The following is a 25,477-nucleotide window of genomic DNA, read 5'->3' as shown; positions in this document are numbered from 1 at the left end:
TATTGTTTTCGTATAAGATCGTATTTTTTCACAAACCAAGAAACAATTCACAACAAATAAAATTCCCATCTTCTGATAGTTCATCTTATATATGGTCGTTTTTATGTATCATCCCTTTTCCCTACATGCGTGGGGTTGAACCGGCGACCTAAACAAATGAATGGTATAAGTTAAGACTTAACTTTTCCTTTTCTCCATATGCATGGGGTTGAACCGATACCCCTTTGAGTTCAAAAACGCGGAAAAAGCTTTTCCCCACATGCGTGGGGTTGAACCGTGGCCCAGTGAACCAGAGCGAGAATCAGCAGGTTCTGAACATCGTCCAGGCGATGCTCGGTAACATTTCATGGAATGTTCGGGCGGTGTCGCTCGTGTGTAACAACGAAGCATCCGTCGTTCTGCACTTTGTTCTCGCGGAGGATCAGCCAGAGGACCGAGAAGAAATTGAGGATATCGGATTCGAATTCGAGGCGCTCCAATTTTCGAGGATTGATGTCGATGTGGTCGTTACCGTGAACGCTGGTCCATTAATAGATGGGGATACGCCAGGACGCATCGTTTACCTGCGAAAAGAATCCTGACCTGCATTGCCTGTCTTGCTCCCCACCTTTTTTCCCCACATGCGTGGGGTTGAACCGATCTATTAAATGCGTCAACATTGACGCATTTGCTTTTCCCCACATGCGTGGGGTTGAACCCGCAGAATATTTTCGTAGATTGTTTTCAAAGAGCTAATCTACAAACCTTGACTTCACTAAAGGTAATTGACTTATTAATCGAAGCCAAATTCGTCCTCTTTCGTATTTATATTTTTCGCTTTTAAATGATATTGTGTTTTTCTCAATTCTTTCCAACTTTTCATTTTTTGACGAGAATAACATTTATCATTACATGCATTAGGAATATGTTTAAAAGACCTATTTGGTCTTGGTTTTACTTTTACCCAAGTCCCATCGTCTAATTCCCAATCAATATCAAAAGATTGTCTTAGTTCATTGGCAATAGAAATTCGTTGAAAGTAACTAAGATAATTGTGTTTAAATCCCCAAGTTTTTTTGTAGTTTATTTCTCTTAATAAACTACGAAGTAAAAAAATTTGCATCAAATCCAACCCTCCAAGGCTAATTTAATGTTTTGTTAATTCCTTTTTCATAGAATGGACCTTTTATTTAAATAAGTAAGGTGTCGAAGGATAGATTCGAACCACCGTTATGCTTAATATGATTTTAAGAAAGACTCAGTTTAAATGAATCATGAGTCAAATTGTTATTAAATCATTTTTTGTGTTTAACAAATATTCCATTTGTCACCTTTACCAATTTGGCTACATCCCATATATGTTTCATCATTTTCGCTCATCATAATTATTTCTATGATTGCTTGACCAATCCTGGACTCGAACCTGGAATTGAGAGTTTATCTCATACTTGTATGTAACATAGAAGGAATTCATTACTGAATTCAAGTTAATCTTACATTCAAATGCTGTTGCAAGTGCCTGTATACTTGTGCGTCTACCATTCCGCCAATCGGTCAATTTTGAACTTAGTTAAGCGGAGTAACTAAGTTCTTAAACTATCAGATTGTTTTCGCTACAATCGCCGCTTTTTTTATAAACCCAAAAAAGCAAATGACTTCATCACCCAAGGATCATCTACATGTACAAGAAAAATATTCAAAAGATAAAATCCAAACCTTTTGTTTATTTTTTCTTTCACTTATTACCTCTTCTTCCCCACATGCGTGGGGTTAAAATTTTCAGTTTAAACAAAATAGATGGGCAATAGAATTGGGAAACAGAATCCGATTGAAAACTTTCAATGTAAAACTCATTCTCAGGAATCAACACGAAGAATAATATTTCACCGCGATCATTGAATGATAAAGTGCAATTTAAAACCAACCTACATTTGACTTCACTCTCTGTGCAATACCTTTAAACATTTTATGAGAATGAATTCTTCGGTTATCACATACTATGAGAATCGTAGAATCAATGAAAGATATTTCTTATACGAGAATTTACTAAAAAGGAAACTATAATCAGCAATATTTACAACATACGCTCGATAAAACGATTATAGTGTACCGCTTTTGTAAAGTTCAGTAATTACGGACAGTTGTAGGCAAAAATAACTTGCCAATTCGTTCCGTATGAGGAATTTCACGCATCATGTGTGATACGTTTGTCGCCACGCCGTCTTTTACCGGAACAGGTTCGATGATTTTTGGAAAAAATTCGAACAGGATGCTTGCGGCGGTTATACGAATTCTTCTTTTTACTACCATAACAGTTTTTTGATCGCAGATTTTCGAAATGCGTTCGTGTTGGAAACCGCGGGAAAGTTCTGGGCTTGGAAAAGGATCGAAGGTTTTTATTCGATTTCCAACGGACTGACTTTGGAAGACGATTACGACGCGATTCATCCGAAAGCGATCGAATTCGCTTACAAAAAGGATTGGGTGAAAAAGGGAGAAACATTCTCTTTTCGTAAAGCGTTCTCGGATTCTTTTTTACTTTTTTCAGCAAGTGTAGGATAAGAAGGGAAAAAACCAGGACGATGGGAACATTCAAAAAAGGGAATTTAGACGCAAACGCCGCGAAGGAAATACTCAGAATGGAAGAAGAACCGTTGCAAACGGAGGACTTTTATCCTGCTTCCTCAAATATGGGCTCGGTTTGTCTTCACGCCACTGGCCCGATTACGCCTAACGGAACTACGGCTTCTTTAGTCGCCGAGTTGAAACCGAATCTTTCTAAAAACCGTTTTCGGTTTACCGGAACCTCGATTCCTGCCATTTCTTTTTTTCTGCCGACGGGATTTTCGAGAACGAGTTTTTTGGAAAAGAGTTTTCAACAACCCGGTTCTAAATCGGATACTTCCCTTTGGTGGACCCACGAGAAGTTTTACAGAAAGATCCAGCGTATTTATCCAGATGCGAAAAAACTCGTGCGACCTCGGATTGCCGCTTTGGAAAAAGAATGGTTTTTGGAATTGAAAAAGTTGGAAAAAAATTCAAATCCCGCTCAGGCATTGGATCTTTTAAGTGAAAGAGCCGTTAAACGGCTCTACAAGAATATAGGTTTTGGGATGAGAATTTGTTAACCGAACTGAGAAAAAATCGACCCAAAAAAACATTCGCGCCCTTCTATAGACTGCAGTGGACTTACTGAAATCGAAAAGCGGGCGTCATTGTCACTTAGCGTTTGCCTTGCGAATTCTCATATTGATCAATTCCACACCAAGTGAAAAGGCCATGGAAAAATACACGTATCCTTTCGGAATGTGAAAGTGAAGCCCGTCCGCAAATAACATCGCGCCTATCATGATCAGAAATGAAAGCGCCAAAACTTTCATCGTAGGATGTTCGTTGATGAAATCGCTGACCGTTCCGGAAAAAACAAGCATAACGATCATCGAAAGAATAACAGCCGCTACCATCACTTGAAACTGGCCGGAGAGACCGACCGCGGTCACGATCGAATCCACGGAAAAAATTATATCGAGAAGAATCAATTGAAGGATTACTCCCCAGAAAGAAACTCTTTCCTTTTTGGGCTTTTCCTCTTCGATCCCTTCCACTTTACCGTGGATTTCACTCGTACTTTTTGCGATTAAAAACAAACCTCCCCCCAACATGATCAAGTCCCTGCCTGAAATTGCAAAATCGGCGATAGTGGTAAGAGGAGCCGTCAGGGATGCGATCCAACTAACTGCAAATAACAAACCGATTCTAAATCCCAGAGCCAACGTGAGACCGAGATTTCTTGCTTGGTTTTGTCTATTTTTGGGAAGTTTACCGGAAACGATCGAAAGAAAAACAATATTATCGATTCCTAGAACGATTTCCATCAGGGTAAGGGTCAAAATTGCGACAATTTTATCGAGTGTGAGTAGTTCCATGCAGATGCAATTAATTTTTCGAAAACGAAGAAATCAATCGATTTACAAAGGAATTTAAGGGGGCATACTTGTAGGTATGAAGTTTCTTCCGGAAAGTTTCGAAATGAGAGAAGCGGTCGGAATTCATCTGAGAAACAAGACAATTCTACCTTGTTTACCACCTCGTCTCAGTCTTTTGGTATTTTTAAGACATTCGGGATGTATCTTCAGTCGGGAGGCGATTGCCGATTTGAAGGAAATTTTCGAAACCTGCCTTTCTTTTCCGCCGATTCTGTTTTTTTTTCCGGGAAATTTAGGAGACTGTGAAAGATTCTTTGAAGGAGTTTGGAAAGACGCTTGTGTCGTTTCCGATCCCGAAACGGAATTCTATCAAGACTTGGAACTAAAAACCGCCAACATAGTTCAACTTGCGAGTCCCGAAGTATTGATAGGAACTGCAAGAGCCGCGTTAAAAGGACATTTTTACGGAATCCCTGGAAGCAACACATTGCAGATGCCCGGAGCGTTTCTTGTGGTTCGGGATCGTATCGTGTGGGAACATAAATATAGACATATCGGAGATCATCCCGATTGGAAAAATCTACCGGGGGTCACACTTTTACCGGGACCGGAATTCAATCCCGGTGTTTTACCGGCTTAACTTTAGCGAACGACCGTAACCGAACAAGTCGCGTGATGGACGATTCGATCCGAAACCGAACCCACTAAAAATCTTCCCACCGCGGAAAGACCTCTCGAACCGATTACAATCATATCATAATTTCCTTTTGTAGCTGTTTCTACGATCGTGTCCGCGGGATAACCTTCCAGAACCAGACGATCCCATTTGAGATCGGGGGACTCATCCAAAGGAGAATGAATCTTTTCGAATCTTTGTTCCGAAATCCATTTCACTCTATCCTTTCCTTCGGGAGCTTTTTCGTAATAACCGGGAAGAGGACCGAATTCTTCGATAACTTCTAAAATCGTAAGATTCGCGTTTGCCGCTTTTGCGATTGCGATTGCCACTTCCAGAGCCTTTTTGGAACTCTCCGAACCGTCTACGGGGACTAAGATTTTTTTGATGAATCTTTGCATATTTTTTTCTCTTCGCAAGGAGTGTAACTCTCCTAAATCCGTTTTCCAACCAAAAAATTAGGAATTTTAGACTTATAAGACTCGATTTTGATCAACCGGAGAATAGGGATTCCTATAAAAACTTGGACAAGTAGGGCTTGATACGGATTTTTTTAGCCATGCAACAAAAAACTGATTTGGATCGTATATTCATAAATTCTTATTTAGAATACAAAAACTCCGGCAATTCGAAAGCTTTGATAGAGCAAGTTTACTTTTGGATTCGTAGAATCGCGGTTCGTAAATGTTCTTTAAGCGAGGATGGACGGAACGAGGTTTTGCTCAAGTTCATTCAGAAAATGGAATATTTTTCAGAACTTTACGAAACCCGAGGATTCAAAAATTTTTCCGCGTATGCTATCGTATTTTTAAAGCATCTCATATTGAATCAGTGGAAAAAGGAAATTCAATCTTTAAAAACGGAACCGCTCTTTCTGGAACCGGATAGTTTGCCTGGATCGGTCGTTTACGAACCCGACTATAGAACGGAGCTCTCTCAAGATAGGATTTTCCTACAAGAAATTTTACGAACTTTTGACCCAAGAGGCGTTCTTATACTCAAACTCAAACACAATTTGTCTTTGGAAAGAAAGGAGATTCTACTTTTGAAAAGTATTCTTTCCGTATCCGGAAATTCGGTTCAGGATTTTTTAAAGGAAAGAATGGAGAAAAGATTTGCGGCCCGAAGCCAAGAATTGGCCCTTTTGGAAAGGATGGAAGTGTCTCATCAAATTCTTTTCTCCAAACGGGAAAACGCCGCGAGTTTTTCTTCCAAGACAAAACAAAAACTTAGGAAAAAACTTTTGAGAGTCGAAACGATTTATACGTACGATGAAATTTCTCGTTGGTTCGGCTGGAAGCATTCCGTAATCAAAAGATTATATCTACAAACTATGAATTCTTTGAAAAATTCTCGCAAAGATTTGAAGTTTGTCGCATTTCCGAATGAGAAAAAAAAGTCTGCGTAACTAACGTGAGTTCGGTGTAACAAAATGCGAAAGCGATTATATGTTTCGCTGAGTTAACGCGATCCATAAGTTTAGGAAAGCTCTGCGCCTGAGTTCCGGGAAGTCGTTGCACTTTAGTTTTTTTATTCGCCCAAACTTTCAACCGCCGAACTCACGTTAACTAGGAATTCATGAACAAGAAGTTTTTGGAACTTATTTCAAAAACTTCTTTCCGGCCGAACTAAACGCGGGATTTATTCTCAAATGAATGGTATTCTATTCTATAGGGATCGGTAAGAAGTCATCACCTTACCCACAAGTACTTGGATCCGAAGATAAATCCGTCGGAATTCCGACAAATTCCCCGTGAAACTTAGTTCCCACCCTTATTTTTGGGTGGGGGTGGAGGCGGAAAGACTCGGGAAATTTTTCTCTATCAGAAAATCATACTTTTTTCAAGTAAAAAGCCTCATTCTTGTCGGAACACTTGAAGAATCTGTGACTTTGATCTTTCTGATTCCAAAATTCTTCTCAACTTGTGGGTAAGGTGATGGTAAGAAGTAGTTCTTCCGTTGAAATGAATGACTTACTCGTTTTAGGTATGAACTTTTGGTAAAACGCCTCCTGGGGCTTTTCGAAATATCGGTAAGCATCCGATATATTTATTCTAATATTCAGTTTCTCTAAAGTTCTTTCGGCTTCTTGGATACAAGATGACCATAGTTTTTTTTAGATCTATCTTTAAATCTCTCTCCGCAACCTTCACTAAACTCTTGTAAAGAACATTCTCTATCGTCACATGCGATAACGCCTTTTCTAATTCTCGTATCCTTTTCTCTGCCTCTTTGAGACGGTTCAATTCATTCAAGGTTTCCACTCTCACTATTTTACCTATCAGATGATTCTTGCCATACTTTTTTATCCAGCCTCGAATTGTCACTGAACCTTGAATTCCGTAGTATTTCATTGCCTGGTTCTGGTTGTATTTGCCATTCTCTATTTCATCGATCACTTTCCTTTTGAATGCTTCGCTGTAACGTTTGATTCTTGTCATTTTACACACCTCTCTTACTGACAACTTTTTCTAGGACGCTACACTGATATCTGATCTCTGAAATCTATCCACTAAAACCCTGACGAAAACAAATTTCGTTTTTAACTTTCACACAACAATTCAAAGTTCAGAAGAACTTTTTCGTAGGATATCGTGAATTGAGGAGAACTAATCATATAATCAGCCGTGGAACGATTACAAGCCATGGGCACATTATAAAGCACCGCGATCCTGAGTAGGGCCTTTACGTCCGGATCATGAGGTTGAGCGGTAAGCGGATCCCAAAAGAAGATAACGATATCCAACTCCCCTTCCGCAATTTTAGCTCCGATCTGCTGATCCCCTCCCAACGGTCCGGAAAGAAATCTGGTAACCGGAAGTCCCGTTTCTTCGCTTATCAATTTTCCCGTCGTCCCCGTTCCGAATAGACGATGTTTAGAAAGGATTTCCCTGTGGGCTTTGACCCAGGATACCAAATCCTCTTTGCGATTATCGTGCGCAACGAGTGCGATCCTCTTAGTTGCTGGTACCGAAGCTTCTTTCATTTTTTATAACTCTTTCTTGTTTATTTTCGACCTAATTTTTTGATGACGCAAATTTCAGACCAATCCTAAATTGACATAGAACATTTTTTTCAAAGTCAATCCGCGATTCTTTTCGCGTTTTTTCTTTGTTCCGATCTCAGATGAAGCATTCTTCGTGTTACTTTAGATTTCTTACGATTTTAATTCTTTTCTTCCATTCTCCCTTTTTACTCAGAAGCGAACAAGCGCCAAACGAAAAGAAGATCGAAATTTTGATTCCGGACGGAAGCAACGGAGAATCCAATTGGGGAAAAGATTCTCTTCAATTCGAAGACCTTGACATCTTGGGAGACGCAAGCGAGGAAAATTCCAAAAGTCTTTTCGAAAAAGCGAAAGAAAATTTCCTAAACTCCGTGGATCGTTTTCAAAAAACAAACGATCTTGTAAATGCGAAACGAAAAGAATTCGACCAACAAACCTTCGAAGCGGATCGTTACGAATGGCAAAGAAAAAATCGCCGCGAAAATTTTGAAAGATCCCTCACAAGAGACTTAAACAAATCCAGATCGGACTCCATTCATCTTTTAGTTTCCTCGATGAATTCTTTGGAAAAAATCCAAAATCCGAAGGTCAAGGATACCGAAACGTATCGAGATCTACAGGCAAACGTCTATAGAGAATACATCAAACATCAACTTGCCTTAAAAAATTTTCTACAAGCCATGGATCTTTTGGAAAGATATATTCAAATCGGAAACAAATATTACGAAGACTCGGAAGCCCAGGGTTTTCTTGCAAATTGTTACGAAAGAGCGTACCGCCTTTCCAAAAAAAATCGGGACGATCAAGCCCAGGAAAAATACGATATTCTACGGAAAAAACACGGACTCTTATACGCGGAATTTAAATTCGGAAAGAATTCCGCGGATTATCAGGAATTTTCCAAAGAACTTTTCAAAGACTAAAAAAAATTAAGCCTTGTCCTTACTACTCGGCACATGAAAAGAAAATCGTAATAACGTGAGCAGGGTCGTAAGAAAATGAGAAAAATTTTCTAAAAGTAGAAGTTCCTGCTTTTAAAATTTGCTCGTAAAATCGCGATTTGTCGTAGTTCCCACATTTTAAGAATAGATTTACAGAGTTCAAATTCCAACTTCCTACCAAAAAGATGAATCATGGATTTCTTACGACCCTGCTCACGTTAATAAGTTTGTTTCAAAATTCAGAATATTAGACTTTCTTGAAAAAAGCCAACAATTTTGGATTCGGCGCGATTTTGTGAGCGCTTCTATGTCTTTGCAAAAACCGTTACTGGATTCCGAGACGTTTTTTCAGATTGCGATTCTCTTCGACCAAATCTTTGATCTCTTTTTCAGTGTACGCAAAAAGACGATCCTGAGCCTCCAGAATCCTATCCATCTTGATCTCTTCTATATGAGAATAGTTCAACGCTTGCTCGGTCGCCTTTTTAAAATCAAGAGCATCTTTCAATTCCTGAGTTTTCATGGAATCCAAGATCTCGGAAACCTTAAGACGTTCGTGAAGAGCGAGCAACTCCTTGTTCTTAAGTTCGTTCACTCTTTCCAGGGCTTTATTGATTTCCTCGTTGTTCTTTTTGACTTTGGATTCGAATTCCAAAATGGCTTGTAAGGCTTCATTCGCTTTCGTCGCATCTTTGTATTCTTTTTGAGCAAGTTCGAAAACCCCTTCAAAAAATCCGATGTTCGTCAAACAACTATTGCCAATTTCGTTTGCGGCGAGTTTATAAAATTCGGATTGAATTGTCCTATCCAAGATAAGTCTTAAATTCCTCGGATGAACCGGATGTTCGAGGACTTCGATCTTACTGTTTTCGGGAACGGTTCCGCTGATCTTTTCAGCGTCGTCGGAATAAACCAAGATTAAACTTGCGTAGGGGTGAAGTTCAAATTTTCTGATAAATTCTCGAATCTCATTCCATTCCCCCAAACCTACGGAAAGGAAAAAAACATGAATATCGGACTTCAATAAATCAATCGCACCAAGACCGTCGAGAGGAACCTTACTCAATTCGATATTAATGCGAGGATGTTTCCAAATTTGAATCGGGAACTCTTTCCCTGAAGTAAGATGCCAAATGATCGCGTTTTTCTGACTCATTATATTCATTCTAACACTAACCGACTATATATCCCCGGGTCAGAGACCTCTTTTTGTGATCTTTTTTATTTTTACCCATATACTTAAACTTTCCAATCTCTTTGTCAATTTTGATTTTTGATCAGAAATTCTATCCAAAATCTTTTGAACCGGTTTCGGCAGATCCATGTCGGTTCTTTTGATCATAATGTTGATACTCAAAAGCGCGATCAAAATATTGGCACTCCAAGGCCCAATCCAGTCGGGAACCTTATCGTTATAGGAAATCGTACTCCCCAAGGTAAAAAATGTAAAGTAGATCATTAGGAAAACGACCGCAAGCGTAAAACTCATTCCTTTTCCGGAACGTTTGACTACGAGCCCCAAAGGAAACGAAATAAAGAAAAAAATCAAACAAGAAATCGGCATCGCGATTCTTCTGTGAATTTCCACATTAAAATCCGTTAAGACCTTTTTACCCTGTTGCATCAAAGCCATCAACTGAGTCAGAACGGAATATTGTTGAGTCATCTGATCCGGCGTCAAAGTTCCGTTAGCCGCTCCCATGGCGAGTTCGATCTTCATCTGCTCCACCATTTGCTTTAATCCGACTAAACCTTTTATCTCTACACCCATCTCTTTTAAGGTTTCAAGTCCCGGAATTTTTTCAAGGCCTTCGCTTTCTATGTTATTTCGAATCTGAAAGAGGACCGGCATAGAGAAAGTTTCCGGTTTTACGTTTAACTCCAAGGTCTTCTTTTCCTTCCCTTTAGGAATATTATAATCCATTTCTCCGTTTCTAAAATCGGTAACGGAAAAACTCTTCCGATCGTCGCTCCATTCCAAGATCCAACCGTCTTTAAGACGAATGGATTTTTCGTATTCTCCGTCGGGTCCGATTTTCTCCACGAGATTTCCCCTACCCGCGTTGATGATCTGGATGATCCGAGAACCGCCCATCGGAATCATCTTTCCGCCGAGATTGAAGTATTCGTTTCCTTCCAGAAAAATTTCCCATTCTCGAATCTGAACCCCTTTGAGTTGTCCTGTGTCGGAATTCATTCCGTCCGTATACATCGTGCGGGCGCGTTTTTCGAAAAGGTCCTGCGTTTTATCTCCGCTGAATTGTCCCGGAGTGATCGCAAGCAAAGGATTATACGCAAGAACCCATTTATTGAACTCGTTCATCTTTCTCGTATTTTCGGGAGAAAGATAAAAGTTCAGATAAGCCACGACGAGAGCCATCACGAAACCGAACGCAAGAAAGTTAATATAAATTTTCGGGAAGCTGACTCCCGCGGAACGAATCGCTGTGATTTCCGAATCCCCTGAAAGTCTTCCAGCGGCCATGATTCCACTCATCAAACAAGCCATCGGAATCGTCATCGGAAGAGTATTGGCAAGAAGATAACCGAAGTAATCCAAAAGACGAAGCGGGTCCACTCCCTTTCCCACAAAAAGACCGATCATCTTTTGCAGAGCGAGAACCATATAAACCATAGTAAAAAATGCGAGAGCCACTAAAAACGGGGAAAGGATTTCCCCTAAAATATAACGATTCAAAATCGGAATCGCCATATAAAACCTACGTTTATCCGTATGGACTTTAAAATCCGGCGGAAGGTCTTCCACGCTGCTCAAACGAACTGTTCTGAGATCTGCGCCGGAACTCGTAGTATTTTTCTTTGTTTTATTTGCGGATGTATGCTCTAAAGACTTTTTAGCGGAAACTTTTTTTCGATTGTTCGAATCCTTCAAGAAAGGATCCTCCCTTTCAGAGTCGCGCTGGTTGCGCTCTCGATCCGTACGGAAACCGTAGAACCGATCATTTCGGAAGCGCTTCTTTCTTCGGGAAGAGGAAAAACGGCCATTCTTCCGCAAGGAGTTCTTCCGCAGAGTTGTTTCTCGGACTTGCGGGAAGTATTCTCAATCAAAATCGAATATACTCTTCCGATTCGAGCACGATTTTGTTCGTGGGAAATTGAAGTTTGCAGATCTACAAGTTTCGTAAGTCTTGCAGACTTCGTTTCTTCGGGGACATTGTCGGGAAGTTTCTTTTGAGCCATCGTTCCCTCTCTTTCGGAATATTTGAACATGAACGCCATATCGAATTGCACTTCACGCACTACGGCAAGAGTATCTTCGAATTCTTCCTCAGTCTCGTTCGGAAAGCCCACGATGATGTCGGTCGTAATTCCGACATCGGGAACAATGTTTCTGATTTCTCGAACCACATCCAAAAATTCTTCCTTGGAATAGGAGCGTTTCATTTCTTCCAAAACCCTTGTGTTCCCCGCCTGTAAGGGAAGGTGAATATTCGGACAAAAACGAGGATTTTGCGCCATCAGCCGAAGAAGACGAACCGGAAAATCTTTCGGATGAGGAGAAGTAAAACGAATTCTTTCGATGGTAGTCTCATCAAGGAGCATCCGGATCAAATCGGCAAAATCCCGTCCTTGTTCTTTGTAAGAATTTACATTCTGTCCCAGTAGAGTGACCTGACGAATTCCCTTCTCCGCGAGATCCTGAATTTCTCGGACGATACTTTTTGGATCCCTACTTCTTTCCCTTCCTCGAGTATAGGGAACCACACAGAAAGTACAAAAATTATTACAACCTCTCATGATGGTGACAAAGGCTTGGATTCCGTTGACAACCCTTGGTTCGATTTCGTCGTAGGTTTCGATTTTCGAAAGACGGGTAAGAGAGATGGAATTTTCCCCGCTTCGAATTCTTTGGATCAGTTCGGGAAGGCTTCTGTAATTATCCGGTCCTACGACCAAATCGAGGGGAAGTTCCTGATGGAAAAGATCATCTCCCAAATTCTGTGCCATACACCCTAGAACTCCGATGACAAGTTTCGGGTTCCTTTTTTTCAGATATCCGAGCGACTGAAGGCGATTGTAAATTTTTGCGTGGGCATTCTCCCGGATCGCACAAGTGTTTAAAAAGATAATATCGGAATTTTCCGGGTCGGGAGAGGAAGAATATTCGGCGTCCTTCATCAAACTGGAAACGATTCCGGAGTCGTACTCATTCATTTGACAGCCATATGTCTCAATATAGACTTTTCCTGTCTTTTTTTCCAGTTCCAGAACGCTCATAGGACTGAATTTCTGCTTGCAGGACCGGCTGTAAAGGGGTTTTCCATAGATAGGAGAAAGGGACCGATCGGACGAAAAAGCCGGAATTCCCTTTCAAAAAGTCCCATGGCAGTGAATACCAAACCGGATTATTATAGGCTTTTGGATGTTTCCCGGAATTCCGACTTCGGGAAAATCGAAGCCGCGTACCGGGAGTATTTGGAAAAACTGGAATCAGATCCTTGGAATCCTTCCAGGGAATTGGACCGGGAGGAAGGAACCCGAGCCTATCTGACCTTAAGTTCTCCGCAATCGAGAGAAGAATACGATAAAACTCTAAACTATGAATTCTTGCTTTTAGACACAACCAAGATTCCCGAAGAATTCGAATCGTTTTATCACGTACAGAGACTCTCCGAAGGAGAAGAAACAAGAGAGTTCTATTCCCGGTTTTTAGAATTTAAGAAAGATCTTGAAAATACTCTGAAGAATCTGAGGATTACCGTATTATTCTTTCTAAGCGCGTTTTCACTTTTGACAATTTTCGCTCTCTTGATGGCCTTAGCACAGAAAAATGGTTTTCTCTCTCCCGGTGTTGAGTTGTTCTACAGAAAGTGGGGAATGCTTTGTTCTACCGGAATTCTCTTCTCAGGATATACAATCTTTCGCAAGATCCTAAATTCAAAGAAAAACAAAGTCGGTCAGAACCGAAACAATTCATCCATTGAAAACGATAACAAAGAAAAACGATCCTAAACATCTTGCGGAAGACGAGATTTCTTATTATTATTCCCTACTCCAAGAAGAATTAACCGAGTTTGATTGCGGGGAACTGTGTAAACCAGACAACGATGGGATTCCATTCTGTTGCATCGCGGAAAATGCCGTGCCTACGTTGTATCGTTCCGAATTTTCCATGCTAAAAAAGAGAACCGATCTCTGGAAGGTATGGAGCCCGGAAACGGAAGCGGATAAGAAAATGCTTTCGGAGTACGATTCCAAAGAAACGCTTTTTTGCGAATGCAAAGGAATTCAATTTTGCGAAAGAGAAAACCGTTCGATCAGTTGCAGAACCTTTCCACTCGAGCCTTATTTAGATACGAGAGGAGTTTTAGTCGGTCTCGTATTCATGAAAGAATTCACCGGTAAATGTCCTTTGACACTCAGAGCCAAGGATATTCGTCAAGAATTTATAGATTCGCATTTTATTTTTTGGGAAAAACTTCTTTTTCGTATGGATACCGAATATGAAATTTTTTGGAACGCATCCAAATCTTACAGAAGATCCAGAGCCCAAACCGGTAAAAGATTTCCGATTTTCTTTCCAAGTCATCTTCAAGGGAAAGAATATTTGAAGCAATATCTTTAAAGAGACATTCGCTGAGTTTTCTGAGTCGTTCGACAGGTTGCGAGTTATTCGCCCAAACTTTCAACCGCCGAACTCACGTTAAATGAATGCCCTTAGTTGATAAAATTCTTCTGAGAAAAAGGACAATCATTGAATCCGTAAATGATGAACTCAAAAATATCTGTCAGATTCATCATACTATACATAGGAGTTTTTTCAATTGGACCGTTAACTTACTAAGCGATTTAGTTGCATTTTCATTCTTTCCCAAAAAACCTTCTTTGAATTTGAGATCAAAAGACAATTTACAACTTTTAAGCTCTCATTAGACCGAACCCACGCTCTTACTGATCTCTATAAAACAGTGCGTCGTTAATTTGAGCATAAATCCCACGTTTAAACGCAGAATTCCTGACACTACTACAGCACTCAATGATCGATTCGAGTTCTCCGGTTTTGATCGAAAAATTTTCCTCGGACAAAAATCAAAATATTCTTCGCAAACTTTTCGAACCGAAAAAAAATCGGTATTTTAAAAAGATACTTTACCCGAACAAAAAAAAATAAATTCTAACAATCGGAACTTTTATGAGAATAAAAATCGAATATATTCTTATTTTATTATATAGTATTTTGTTTATTGATTGTGGCAAAAGTCTCAGAGGAAAACCGATCCCTCCGAATCCGGATCTGACCGGATTTTATCTCTCTTCCGAGACGGCGGAATGGACTAAAGACGGCAAAATGAAAATCGAAGTATTAGGCATCTTTCCGAAATCAAACGGGGATCTTTCCTTCGAAAGAAAAACCATCGTAAGACTCAGCTTTATCACAAGTGATAACAGAGAGGAATGGAGAATCAGAACCGGCGGAGTCGTAACCAGTGAAAGCGAAATCCTCTTACAAGAAACTCTTTATCAAGAATTTCACCAGCCTCACATGGGAGCAAGAGAATCCGACCCGAAACGTTGGAAACTCAGCGAGATGGGAGCCGCTTCCAAGGTCAGAGAGGTAGGTAATGTAACGTTAAGCGGAAATCTGCTCGGAGAGGTTTCTCCCGACAACAAAACTTTAAAATTTTCCAGGATAACATTCACAAAAATCGGAGGTTCGTTTCAAGGAAGAATTACGACTCATGTGAATCAAAAAAGCGTAACAATTGACAACGAAATCGCGGGAGTCGTATTTTACAAGTCGGCCGTAAGCGCTGCGGAGCAAATTGTTTCCGTTTTTTCAAGGTCGGAGCTCATCAAACCCGGAATGATCTTTCTTGTGGGAAAAGACCAAGTTCCGTGCAAGATCGTGGAAATCTTCCAACACTCCGGCGTCTTAGAACCGGTTGAGAACGGAAAAATTCTCTCCGTATCCGTAGGAGATCCGGTAATTTTAAAAGGAAACATCGATACAAAAGCGATCAACAAAAGAGCGACCGCAGACGAACTCATTCGTAAACTAAAATCCGATCCGAACGTAAATAAAGAAGAACTCATCCGGGAAATCGAAAAATTAAAGAACGCACAATAACACCCAACTTAGCGACCTGATCCGCAATTAAAACCGGATTTGTTTTCGTTTGCGTCGCCCGCATCTTCCACATTTCTAAAAAACAAAAATCAAACACAAGAGTTCCCTAAAACAAAGTCGTTTATCAATTCTCTTCCGAAATTTCGCAATCGCCTGATCGTTGTTTTTTCGATCAAAACGAATTCGTAAAAATCAAATGGAAGACTCCGATTGAACTTGGAGAGACTTTTCGCTCGATCTTTTTTTAAGAAGAATTTTTGTTTTCAAATATTGAAACGGGTACTCGATCAAAGCGTAAAAAGGAATCGAAAGAATAACGACCAGAACCAACACGAAAATAAATTGGGATAAGAGCACTAAGGTGGAACTAGGTTCTGTTCGAATTTTTAAAATCGATAGGGAAATTCCGATCAGAATCAAATGCCAAAGATAAATCGTGAAACTCAATCTCGCCACCGGAACAAAAAGTTTCAGACTTAGGAAGCGACTCAATAAACCTTCCGAACGAACCACCGCAAACAATAGGATTCCCGCAAAGCCTATGTTCAAAAGATTGTATTTGAAAGTATGAGTAAAAAAGCTGTCCGTACTCAAATTCGCCCAATGCGCCACACATAAGAAAGAAAAGAATAAAAATAAAAGTGAATAATACAATCGATTATCGGACTTCAACCGACTCACCAAATCCTTATGACCTACATAAAGATCCATCGCGATCACTCCCATCACCAAAGAATCGAATCGAGTGTGAAAAGGAAAATAAATCTCATTAAAATATTCCGGGGTCAAAGGTATGGCCGTAGTCATGTAAACGATCACGCGAGACATAGTGGGAATCAAAAGCAAACACCATAGGAAAAGCTGCCTACGTTTAGGATTCATCTTAAACAGCAAGAGGCTGCAGAAAAAAGGAAAAACCAAATAGAATTGCTCTTCCATGGACAAAGACCAGGTATGAATGTTCATTCCCGGAAAATAATTTCCTAAAAATACGAAGTCCCCCCACGCATTGGAAAGTTTAAAAGAAAGCACATAGGCTTCCTGTTCGAGTCCTTTCTTCTCCGCGATTTTGAGCACAAAACTGGAAGCGATCAAACTAAACGTAATAAAAAAATAGTAGGCCGGAAAAATTCGAAACGTGCGTTTCAGATAGAATTTTTGAAAATTGATCGCCCCGTTTCGAGTCCAATCGCTCAGAAGTCCCTTTGAAATCAAAAAACCGCTGAGAACAAAAGACAAATCCACCCCCGACCAAAAAAGGGAATCAGATTGAAGTGTCCCGATTTTTTTCCAAGCAAGAGCATAATGATTTAAAATGACTAAAATAATTGCAAGCGCTCTCAGACCGTTTAGAGACTGAATCTCGTTATCACGATGAAACCAAAGATCTTTAATGAAAGCTTTCATTACTTTTTTTCAATTTCCAATTAGAGTGCTTCCCTTCATTTCCCGTTCCATAAAATCGCCTTTTTATTCAGAACCCAACCAAAAATACCGACTTCAAGCGAAAATAAGAAACGATTAAAATGAATTTTAAATATCTCCTAACATTTTAATAAACAATATAATTCATGAATCTCTAATTATTTGTAAACCTCGTCGTTAAAATTTGGAACGAAAAATCAAACCGTAAGACGTATAAAATGATTGAATAATCTGCTCCATATCCGAACGAAGGAGCTTCCACAGAAGCGCAACCTGTTTCATTCCATAAACTCTTTATTCTTATAAAATCACAGCGTTGTGATCCGAAAGTTTCTATGAATTTCTCCCCGGCGCGTCCGTTCTGTCTTTTACCGAGAAAGTTCATAAGAGCAAATCTCATTTCAATGAGAATAGAGTTGTTGAAAAATTCCATGATTCAGATTAACAAAACCGCTTCAAACTCCCATTTCAATAAAGCAGAAATGGATAGAGAAATTAATTTTTCAACAACTCTAGCGAGGTTTTCGAATAACTTTTAAAGAAAACGAACTCGAACATAAAAACACAATCAAGAAAAGAACATTCAAAAACAGAAAAGATTTTAAAAATCATAAAACAAAAAAGCAAAAATGGGACAGAGGAAATAACGATCGCAAACAAAAGAAGTCTTAGATTTCAAAAATTTCTAAGACTCTCGGATTTGATCTATTTAACGTGAGTTCGACGGTTGAAAGTTTGGGCGAATAAGGAACTAAAGTGTTGCTCTCTAACAGAACCAACCCACCAAATACTTGGATCCAAAGATAAATCCGTCGGAATTCCGACAAAATCCCCCGTGAAACTTAGTTCCCACAACGCGATCCTTAGAGAGCGTTGTGCTGAGTTTCCCTTATTTTTGGGTGGGGGAGAATAAACTCTATTTCGCTCTCTACGGGTCGCGAAATAGGTGGAAAGGTTCGGGAGATTTTTCTCTATCAAAAAATCATACTTCTTGCAAGTAAAAAGTATCATTCTTGTCGGAACACTTGAAAAATATCAGTTTTTGATCCTTATCGTCCCAAACTTCTTAACTTGTGGGTAAGGTGATGGCTATCTACAGGTCGCAACATAATAATCGCTTTCGCATTTTCTTACGACCCTGCTCGCGTTACTTATTACGCTTACGCATAGTCGCATCTAAAAATTTCTTACGAAGACGCAGACTTGCGGGAGTTACTTCCAAAAGTTCGTCGTCGTCTAAAAATTCTATATTTTGTTCCAGAGAAAATTTTCTAGGAGGAATGAGACGAATCGCCTCATCCGCACCGGAGGAACGAACGTTACTTAGCTTTTTCTCTTTTACAGGATTCACTTCGAGATCATTTTCGCGAGAATGGATTCCGATGATCATTCCAGGATAAACCGCCGTGTTTGGTCCGATGACTAATTCCCCTCTTTCCTGAATTTTCCAAAGTGCGTACGCCGTAGATTCTCCGGAGTCCATGGAAATGAGAGCGCCGTTCTTACGACCGGGAATTTCGCCTTTGTAGAGGTCGAATCTTAAAAAACGGGAAGACATCACTCCTTCACCGCGCGTTTCGGAGATAAAAAATCCTCTAAACCCGATGATTCCGCGTGTCGGAATTACAAATTCAACTCGAGTCATTCCGGACGGATGCGCATCCATCAACTGAAGCTCGCCCTTTCTACGATTGAGTTCGGCGATGATCTGACCGGTAAACTGATCCGGAATGTCCATTACCAAATACTCATACGGTTCGAGTTTTTGTCCTTGTTCGTTGGTTTTTAAGATTACTTCGGGACGAGAAACTTGGATCTCAAATCCCTCCCTTCTCATCGTTTCGATCAGAACCGACAAGTGAAGTTCTCCGCGTCCTAAAACTTTAAAACGATCCTTATCTTCGGTTTCTTCGAGTCTCATCGCCACGTTGGTTTCAAGTTCTCGATCCAGACGTTCACGAATGTTTCGAGTCGTTACGAACTTCCCTTCCTTACCGGCAAACGGAGAATTATTTACCATAAAGAACATGGATACGGTCGGTTCTTCGACTTCGATCGCCGGTCTTGGAGCCGGTTTTCCAGGTTCGCAGATCGTATCTCCGATAAATACGTCCGGAAGCCCCGCAATCGCGACGATATCACCCGCTTCCGCAGCGTTGACTTCGTTTCGTTTCAATCCTTCAAAGTTATATAATTTAGTAATTCTAAATAGAGCCGTGTCGGCAGATGTGGCCGTATCCGATTTTTTCGCCGCAAGTTGGATCACATTCATTCCAAGCGCCATCTTTCCCGCGTAGATTTTCCCGACCGCAATTCTTCCTACATAGTCGTTATAATCCAAAGAAGTGACTTGGAATTGAAGCGGAGCTTCCGTGTCCGCTTGAACCGGTGGAACATGTTTCAAAACAGTATCTAAAAGAGGGTCCAAGTTTGTTCCCGGAGATTCGCTTAGATTATATACCGCCCAACCTTGTTTTGCCGACGCATATACGATCGGAAAGTCAAGTTGCTCGTCAGTCGCTCCCAAATCGGAGAATAAGTCAAACGCCATGTCTACGACCGCTTCCGGTCTCGCACCTGGTCGGTCAATCTTATTGATTACTAGAATAGGTTTGTGCCCAAGCTGCAGGGATTTTCCCAATACGAATCGAGTTTGAGGCATTGGGCCATCGAAAGCGTCTACGAGTAATAAACAGGAATCCGCTGTCGCGAGAACACGTTCCACTTCTCCGCCAAAATCCGCGTGACCGGGAGTATCCACAACGTTGATTCTGGTTCCTTTGTAAACCACTGCGGTATTTTTTGCTTTGATCGTGATTCCTTTTTCCTTTTCCAAGTCATTGGAATCCATGATCCTTTCTCCGTCTTCTTTGGCGGTGACGGCTCCGGTTTGACGGAGAATTCCGTCCAAAAGTGTGGTTTTCCCATGGTCTACGTGGGCGATGATAGCGATGTTGCGGATTTCCATTCTAAAACCAAAAATTTCGGAAGCCTCCTGGTGTAAACATTTATTTTATCATTTTGGCACTTTATGGATTCCAAGATCGTTTACTAAGTAACGTGGGTTCAACCACGATTTGTTTTTCTAAAAAAGGAGCCTTTATATGAAGTTACATTTCATCCTCTGTTTTTTAATTCTAATTCCATTGGTCTTTTGTAACGAACAAAAGAATGAGAAAAATTCCGATCTTTTACTTTCATTACTGATCCCTATAAAAAATGGTACCTAAATACCAGCTTGTCTCCAATAACTATCGAAACTGAAGGTATCTGATTTCAATATTCTTAAAGTAGATTTAGTTCTTTGAATCAATTGGCTAAGATTCTCCGGACAAAAATTAGCCATATAGTTTTTCTTCCAACGACACCAGATATATTCTTGCGGATTTAATTCCGGAGCATAAGGAGGCAAAAATTCCACTCGAAGCCTTTTCTCATTCTCTTTTAAAAATTCATTCATTGCTTTGCTTTTATGGGCAGATAGATTATCCCAGACTATTAAAATTTTTTTGCGATTTTCCTTTAGAAGTATCTTTAAAAAATAAATAAGATCCCGGCTTTTAACAGAGCCTCTTATGATCTGGAAGTAAAAATCTTTTTTAGAAATAGCGCCTATTACTGATAACTTTTTCCAAGACATCTTGTGACGAAGGATCGGTGTCTTTCCGATTAAGCTCCAAGTTTTTACCGTATATGGATTCTGGCTGATTCCGCTTTCATCTAAAAATATGACCTTAAACCCTTCATTCTCTGCTTTTTTTTATACCGGGCCAAGTTTTCGTTTTCCAAGTTTCAATTGCATTTTCATCTCTTTCCAACGCTCTTCTTTTTGGTTTTTGATACGAAAACCCTAATTGATGCAAGAGAGTTCCCACATAATCTTGATGATACGTTACTCCGAATTTTTTTCGTATGATTTCCAATACGCGATACGTTGACCAAAGTTCATTCGGATAACCGTTACTTATCGGACCTTTCAAGATGATTCTTTTTAATTCTTTCTTCTCTGAAATGCTCAACTTGGTCGGTCGACCTCGTTGGCCATTCCATTTTACTCCTTCGATTCCTTCCGATTCATATTTATCTCGCCAACGCATTACCGATTGCTTACTGACTCCAAGCTCTTTGCTTACTCTATAACATGTATAGCCCTTCTCAAGTAAACGAATTCCCTTCAACCTACGCTTTTCCAAACGTTTTAACTTTTCCCTTTCTAATCTTTGCATTATGACAATGGGATATGATCGATATATTTTTGGTACTCTTTTTTGTAGGGATCATTAGCAGTGCTACAACAACCTTTGCAACTTCCTCCCGATCGGGCAGAGAACTATGATCGGGATGTAGAAATCATTACAAATCTTCCCTCCTTCAAAACTTCGGCAGAAGTTGAGATTATTTGCGATCTAAACTACGACTCTCAGCAAGATATTGATTATTATGTGGAACAACTGAAAAAAGAAATCGCCAGATATCCAAGAGGGTATTGGATCAAAGCCGGTGTGGAAAAAATTATACTTTGTAGAACTATGACAACGTCCTATGGATTGAGGGTACCCGCATTTTCCGATGTTAAGTTTCTTGCTCATAGCGTAGCATGGGACATGCAAGCTATGCGTTATGGCACGACTACATGCGGAGATATTCCCAATTTCAGATCTTTTGAATGTTATCAGGTGCAAGGAATGCATCACGAACTGACACATTCCGTAGATCGTAAATTTTTAGGCGTGCACCGTGATTCTTACTCGGATCCGGATTGGGAAACGCTAAATGCTCCCGGATTTCAATACTACGGATTCGATGATGTCCTTCAAATACCAAATGTTTGGCACCCTATGCCTGGGATTATGCTGCCTTACGGGGCGTCACATTTTGGAGAGGATCGAGCTGTATTGGGAGCCTTGGTCATGGGTTGGCCGACCTCTTACAATCTTTTAGTCCAAGCTTGTCGGACTGATCCGTTCGTTGCGGCCAAGGTGCGTTTAACCGTTTCCAGATGGAACCAATTTTGGCCCTTTCCGGGCGCGGAAAACTCCGAGTGGAAAATGAGAATGGCTCAGGCGGAACAAGATTGTCGTTGAGGACATCTATAAAATAGATAGATTGAAAAATCGCATTCTATAATAGCCCTTAGATTCGGTTTTTGACCGTAAATTGTAGCTTTGAGTCTGTCCCAAAACAATCGTCGCGATTCACGGAGATTCCGATAAAATCAGATAGTTTTGGGACAAACTCTTTAGTAAATCTTGATAAAATGAATTTCTAATTAACGGCATTCATCAAACAAAGATTTCATACGAAAACGGTTTGTTATATTTTAGAGTTATATAATACTATAAAACTTTATTTCAAAAAGCCAATTGAAATGAAAATATTGGTATTCCTTTTCTATAATATTAGTAAAGCTTTAAAGCCATCTATCAAAAGTAGGTATTCCAATTACTCATCTCTATAAAATAGAATACCGTTAATTTGAGGACAAATCCAGCGTTTAGAAGCAGAATTTTAGAGATTCTATTTTATAGAGATGAGTAAAGACAGAATAGAGTTGTGGCTGAATTAAAAATTCAGATTAGTAAAATCGCTGTGATCACCTTTTCCCTCAAACAAAAGCTGGCGAAAAATTAATTCAACCACAACTCTAATCAAAATTTGGAAAAATATTCTAATTCACTTATCCGGCAACGGAATCCGTTCCGTTTCACCAGGAACCGCCGCAAAACGTTCCTCCTTCCATTCAAGTTTAGCTCGTTCGATTCTTTCCAAAGAGGTGGATACGAAATTCCACCAAAGATGTCGACGTTCCGGAAACGGAATACCTCCTAAAAGAATCGAACGGCTTCCTTGTGTCGAAGAAAAAGAAATCGTTTCTCCCGGAAGAAACGCAGCCATCTGACCGACGCCGATCGTTTGACCTTGAACTTCCAAACTTCCTCTCGCGACATACAAAGCGGATTCTTGATCGAAAGGAATTTTCCATTCTCCCTTGGCTCCGGGTTTCGCGTCCAAGTCGGCGTAAAAAAGAGAAGAATATACTTTTACCGGAGAACGTTTTCCTAAGAATTCTCCCGCGACAAGTCGAAGTTCCCAACCCTTTCCCTCGATGACCGGAATGTCCTTTCGATCAAGATGAAAAAATTCCGCGCTCACTTCTTCTGATTCTTTAGGAAGCGCAACCCAAGTTTGTATTCCTTCCAAGATAGAATATTGAGAATCCATTTGAGAACGTTCGCTGTGTGCGATTCCGGAACCTGCGGTCATCCAATTCACTTCATAAGGGCGAATCGGCATTTCCGATCCGATACTGTCTCTATGAAGTATCACTCCGTCATAGAGATACGTAATCGTCGCAAGTCCGATATGAGGATGGGAACGCACCGTCAGCTCTTTTCCGGTTTGAATCGAAACCGGACCCAGATGATCCACAAATACGAACGGACCTACCTGACGAGCCTCGATGGAGGAAGAATTCTCCGGACTCGGAAATTGTCTCCGAGTTCTTTTATAACCGCAGAAATGATTTTCATAGATTAAAGTTTAGATTGATTGTTTTAGATTTCAAGATTTTTGAATAGAAATGCGCTCGATTCGTATGAGAAAATCCCCTAGGATTTCCGCATTTTTTCGATGTTCCATTTCTAAAATCGCAAACTTGTATGTTTTCAAGATTGATTCCGACTGTTTTTGAATTCCTTAATCTTTTACGCAATATAACCGTCTATTTTTTCAAAGCTTACTGATCTCTACATAATAGAGTGTCCAAAATTCTGCGTCCAAGCGTGGAATTTGTGCTCAAATGAACGGTACTCCTTTATGGAGAGATCAGTATTGCGTTCGAGTAGTAAAAAAGGAGCTAAAAAATCGATCATCGCCGCTTCACGCAAAATGATCGAAGTCCTTTATTCAATGATTCGAACGGGAGATCTTTTTGATTCTACGCCTGAAGAAGTATTGAATCGAAAATTAGCTCAATATGGTCTTATGTAAAAAAAAATAACGGAAGGGCCTGACACAAGAAACATAGGAGGAGAGAGCGGCGGCACTTGAGTTTTCTGTCTTATCAGAAAGATCAAGCTGCGGAAACTCAAGAATGATGCTTTCTTAAGGAACCCACGGAAATCCAAAGACTCGCCGCAGTCAATATCGTTCCCATCCAAAGTGGAGCTTCTGGAGAATACACGGGCGTTCCCTTTGCCGTGAAATACGAAAACAATCCAGTCATCAAAATCGGTCCGATGATCGCGGTAACGCTCATTAGACTTGTGAGCGCTCCTTGCAATTCCCCTTGTTCTCTTGGGGGAACTTGAGAGGACATGATTCCTTGGAGCGGAGGCATCGCGATCCCTCCCAAACAATAAGGAATTAAAAATACGAACATCATCCAACTTTGCGTTGCAAGAGCGAATAACGCATATCCGAGTGCGCTCAAGGCCAAACCGAGATAGATACTTCGATTCTGACCCAACACAGGAAGAATGATCCGAATCAGCCCTCCTTGTGTGACCGCATAAATAAGCCCGACGACCCCGAGTGAATAACCTACCATCGCCTCGTTCCATTGAAATTTTTCCATCGTATAATAATTCCAAGTTCCTTGGACGGCGTGCGCCGCGGTATTTATTAGAAAAAATGCAGCTACCAAGCCGATAATCATCGGATAACGTTTTAAATTGATAAGCGAACCTATCGGATTTGCTTTTTTCCATTCGAACTTTCTTCGATTTTCTTTGGTCAATGATTCCGGAAGAACAAAAAATCCGAACAACCAATTTACCAACGTAAGAACGGCCGCGGCTAAAAAAGGCGCCCTAGAACCAAATTGTCCAAGAGAACCTCCGATCACGGGTCCAATGATAAATCCCAATCCGAACGCGGCTCCGAGAACTCCGAAATTTTGCGCCCTCTTTTCGGGAGGGCTGATATCCGCAATGTAGGCATAGCCTGTCGTAAAACTTGCTCCCATAATGCCCGACACAACTCTTCCGACAAACAACCAAAAAATGGAAGGTGCAAACGCTAAAAATAAATAATCCAACGTAAAGCCGAACAGAGACGCGAGTAAAACAGGCCTTCTCCCATATCGGTCGCTCAATCCTCCAACAAATGGCGCACTGATAAACTGAACGAACGAATAAGCGAACATCAAGAGGCCTCCGTACCAAGCGGCGTCGCTCAAAGATCCGCGAGTTAATTCCTGAATGAGCTTCGGCAAAACGGGGATAATGACTCCGAAACCTATTACGTCAATGAGAACAGTTACAAAAATAAAACCTAAGGCGGCGGGACGTTGGGGATTCATAAATCCACCAAACAAATAATAAGCCTCTTGGCAATCAAAAAATAATGCCTTAAGTAGTCTTAGGAAGATCTCATAGAATCTTCAAATCTGAAAGATACCTAGAATCAAATCTTATCTGCCAAATAAAGACG

19 protein-coding genes and 8 pseudogenes are annotated in these 25,477 nt (G+C 40.4%); 12 read left to right on the top strand and 15 right to left on the bottom strand.

The window, feature by feature from the left end; genetic code table 11:
* The first annotated feature begins 224 nt into the window (after nt 1–224).
* Complete coding sequence (locus tag FHG67_RS22235; protein WP_232423671.1) at nt 225–581, top strand: MafI2 family immunity protein; 357 nt, start codon at nt 225–227, stop codon at nt 579–581.
* Nucleotides 582–772: 191 nt separating this feature from the next.
* Here the strand turns inward: FHG67_RS22235 and FHG67_RS05505 are convergent, their stop codons facing one another.
* From FHG67_RS05505 to FHG67_RS05495, 3 genes and pseudogenes are all read right to left on the bottom strand, one after another.
* Complete coding sequence (locus tag FHG67_RS05505; protein WP_004500714.1) at nt 773–1,102, bottom strand: hypothetical protein; 330 nt, start codon at nt 1,100–1,102, stop codon at nt 773–775.
* Nucleotides 1,103–1,831: 729 nt separating this feature from the next.
* Nucleotides 1,832–2,101 (bottom strand): annotated as a pseudogene (locus tag FHG67_RS22810) (transposase); the annotation flags it as partial.
* Nucleotides 2,102–2,103: 2 nt separating this feature from the next.
* On the bottom strand, nt 2,104–2,289 hold the full coding sequence (locus tag FHG67_RS05495) for a hypothetical protein (RefSeq protein ID WP_004495560.1): 186 nt from the start codon (nt 2,287–2,289) through the stop codon (nt 2,104–2,106).
* Here FHG67_RS05495 and FHG67_RS05485 point away from each other — a divergent pair.
* A pseudogene (locus FHG67_RS05485) lies at nt 2,227–3,175 on the top strand (acyl-CoA--6-aminopenicillanic acid acyltransferase); the annotation flags it as partial. The gene FHG67_RS05495 and the pseudogene FHG67_RS05485 sit on opposite strands and share 63 nt — an antisense overlap.
* Nucleotides 3,176–3,197: 22 nt before the next feature.
* Here FHG67_RS05485 and FHG67_RS05480 read toward each other — a convergent pair.
* Nucleotides 3,198–3,905 carry a TerC family protein gene (locus FHG67_RS05480; RefSeq protein WP_002619449.1) on the bottom strand — a complete coding sequence of 236 codons (708 nt, stop codon included), beginning with the start codon at nt 3,903–3,905 and terminating at the stop codon, nt 3,198–3,200.
* Between the two features lie 76 nt (nt 3,906–3,981).
* On the opposite strand from FHG67_RS05480, the gene FHG67_RS05475 reads away from it, so the two are divergent.
* The gene (locus FHG67_RS05475; RefSeq protein ID WP_002619466.1) at nt 3,982–4,545 is read left to right on the top strand and encodes a SelL-related redox protein; all 564 of its coding nucleotides are present in this window, start codon (nt 3,982–3,984) and stop codon (nt 4,543–4,545) included.
* A 2-nt stretch (nt 4,546–4,547) separates the two neighbouring features.
* Here FHG67_RS05475 and FHG67_RS05470 read toward each other — a convergent pair whose 3' ends face one another.
* The gene (locus FHG67_RS05470; RefSeq protein ID WP_036076180.1) at nt 4,548–4,982 is read right to left on the bottom strand and encodes a universal stress protein; all 435 of its coding nucleotides are present in this window, start codon (nt 4,980–4,982) and stop codon (nt 4,548–4,550) included.
* Between the two features lie 158 nt (nt 4,983–5,140).
* Here FHG67_RS05470 and FHG67_RS05465 point away from each other — a divergent pair, with 158 nt between their 5' ends.
* Nucleotides 5,141–5,989, top strand: coding sequence for a sigma-70 RNA polymerase sigma factor region 4 domain-containing protein (locus tag FHG67_RS05465; RefSeq protein ID WP_004495617.1), 849 nt, complete (start codon nt 5,141–5,143; stop codon nt 5,987–5,989).
* A 646-nt stretch (nt 5,990–6,635) separates the two neighbouring features.
* On the opposite strand, the gene FHG67_RS05460 is transcribed toward FHG67_RS05465, so the two are convergent.
* Entirely contained in the window at nt 6,636–7,022 is a 387-nt protein-coding gene (locus tag FHG67_RS05460; RefSeq protein WP_004495655.1) for a transposase, read from the bottom strand.
* Nucleotides 7,023–7,123: 101 nt separating this feature from the next.
* A complete protein-coding gene (locus tag FHG67_RS05455; protein ID WP_002619489.1) occupies nt 7,124–7,567 on the bottom strand; it encodes a methylglyoxal synthase in 444 nt (147 codons plus the stop codon).
* A gap of 140 nt (nt 7,568–7,707) precedes the next feature.
* Between FHG67_RS05455 and FHG67_RS05450 the strand changes: the two genes are divergently transcribed.
* On the top strand, nt 7,708–8,511 hold the full coding sequence (locus FHG67_RS05450) for an FcpA-related putative periplasmic flagellar protein (RefSeq protein ID WP_004499373.1): 804 nt from the start codon (nt 7,708–7,710) through the stop codon (nt 8,509–8,511).
* 343 nt (nt 8,512–8,854) lie between these two features.
* Here the strand turns inward: FHG67_RS05450 and FHG67_RS05445 are convergent, their stop codons facing one another.
* From FHG67_RS05445 to miaB, 3 genes are read right to left on the bottom strand one after another with little or no spacing between them, the layout of a single operon-like run.
* Nucleotides 8,855–9,685: a hypothetical protein gene (locus FHG67_RS05445; protein ID WP_004499369.1), complete on the bottom strand. Its 831-nt coding sequence runs from the start codon at nt 9,683–9,685 to the stop codon at nt 8,855–8,857.
* A gap of 39 nt (nt 9,686–9,724) precedes the next feature.
* Nucleotides 9,725–11,422, bottom strand: coding sequence for an LptF/LptG family permease (locus tag FHG67_RS05440; protein WP_004499353.1), 1,698 nt, complete (start codon nt 11,420–11,422; stop codon nt 9,725–9,727).
* A complete protein-coding gene (miaB, locus tag FHG67_RS05435) occupies nt 11,419–12,768 on the bottom strand; it encodes a tRNA (N6-isopentenyl adenosine(37)-C2)-methylthiotransferase MiaB (protein WP_004499355.1) in 1,350 nt (449 codons plus the stop codon). The genes FHG67_RS05440 and miaB overlap by 4 nt, the downstream gene beginning before the upstream one ends.
* A gap of 105 nt (nt 12,769–12,873) precedes the next feature.
* On the opposite strand from miaB, the gene FHG67_RS05430 reads away from it, so the two are divergent.
* The 4 genes and pseudogenes from FHG67_RS05430 (at nt 12,874) to FHG67_RS05415 (ending at nt 15,619) form a co-directional block, all read left to right on the top strand.
* The gene (locus FHG67_RS05430; protein WP_002619479.1) at nt 12,874–13,503 is read left to right on the top strand and encodes a J domain-containing protein; all 630 of its coding nucleotides are present in this window, start codon (nt 12,874–12,876) and stop codon (nt 13,501–13,503) included.
* Complete coding sequence (locus FHG67_RS05425; RefSeq protein WP_004499362.1) at nt 13,472–14,116, top strand: hypothetical protein; 645 nt, start codon at nt 13,472–13,474, stop codon at nt 14,114–14,116. Before FHG67_RS05430 ends, FHG67_RS05425 begins: the two co-directional genes overlap by 32 nt.
* 86 nt (nt 14,117–14,202) lie before the next feature.
* Nucleotides 14,203–14,424, top strand: a pseudogene (locus FHG67_RS05420) (transposase); the annotation flags it as partial.
* A gap of 259 nt (nt 14,425–14,683) precedes the next feature.
* Entirely contained in the window at nt 14,684–15,619 is a 936-nt protein-coding gene (locus FHG67_RS05415) for an LIC12353 family lipoprotein (protein WP_002619457.1), read from the top strand.
* 192 nt (nt 15,620–15,811) lie between these two features.
* Here the strand turns inward: FHG67_RS05415 and FHG67_RS05410 are convergent, their stop codons facing one another.
* Together FHG67_RS05410 and typA are read right to left on the bottom strand one after the other, a co-directional pair.
* Entirely contained in the window at nt 15,812–17,026 is a 1,215-nt protein-coding gene (locus FHG67_RS05410; protein ID WP_004499365.1) for an acyltransferase family protein, read from the bottom strand.
* 1,165 nt (nt 17,027–18,191) lie between these two features.
* Nucleotides 18,192–20,012, bottom strand: a complete 1,821-nt coding sequence (gene typA, locus FHG67_RS05400; protein WP_004495584.1) for a translational GTPase TypA — start codon at nt 20,010–20,012, stop codon at nt 18,192–18,194.
* Between the two features lie 136 nt (nt 20,013–20,148).
* Here typA and FHG67_RS22960 point away from each other — a divergent pair.
* Nucleotides 20,149–20,247: pseudogene (locus tag FHG67_RS22960) on the top strand (LIC13305 family lipoprotein); the annotation flags it as partial.
* A gap of 23 nt (nt 20,248–20,270) precedes the next feature.
* Here FHG67_RS22960 and FHG67_RS05395 read toward each other — a convergent pair.
* Nucleotides 20,271–21,270: pseudogene (locus FHG67_RS05395) on the bottom strand (IS630 family transposase).
* 51 nt (nt 21,271–21,321) lie between these two features.
* Between FHG67_RS05395 and FHG67_RS05390 the strand changes: the two are divergent.
* Nucleotides 21,322–22,128 (top strand): annotated as a pseudogene (locus FHG67_RS05390) (LIC13305 family lipoprotein); the annotation flags it as partial.
* A gap of 589 nt (nt 22,129–22,717) precedes the next feature.
* Here the strand turns inward: FHG67_RS05390 and FHG67_RS05385 are convergent.
* Nucleotides 22,718–23,574 (bottom strand): annotated as a pseudogene (locus FHG67_RS05385) (pirin family protein).
* Between the two features lie 310 nt (nt 23,575–23,884).
* Between FHG67_RS05385 and FHG67_RS05375 the strand changes: the two are divergent.
* Nucleotides 23,885–24,034: pseudogene (locus FHG67_RS05375) on the top strand (IS110 family transposase); the annotation flags it as partial.
* A 97-nt stretch (nt 24,035–24,131) separates the two neighbouring features.
* On the opposite strand, the gene FHG67_RS05370 reads toward FHG67_RS05375, so the two are convergent.
* Complete coding sequence (locus FHG67_RS05370) at nt 24,132–25,346, bottom strand: TCR/Tet family MFS transporter (protein WP_004502241.1); 1,215 nt, start codon at nt 25,344–25,346, stop codon at nt 24,132–24,134.
* Nucleotides 25,347–25,477: the final 131 nt, after the last annotated feature.

Source organism: Leptospira weilii (genome assembly GCF_006874765.1).
Taxonomy (GTDB): Bacteria; Spirochaetota; Leptospiria; order Leptospirales; family Leptospiraceae; genus Leptospira; species Leptospira weilii.
Note: the sequence above shows the minus strand (reverse complement) of the source record. Positions and strands in the feature narration are given on the sequence as shown.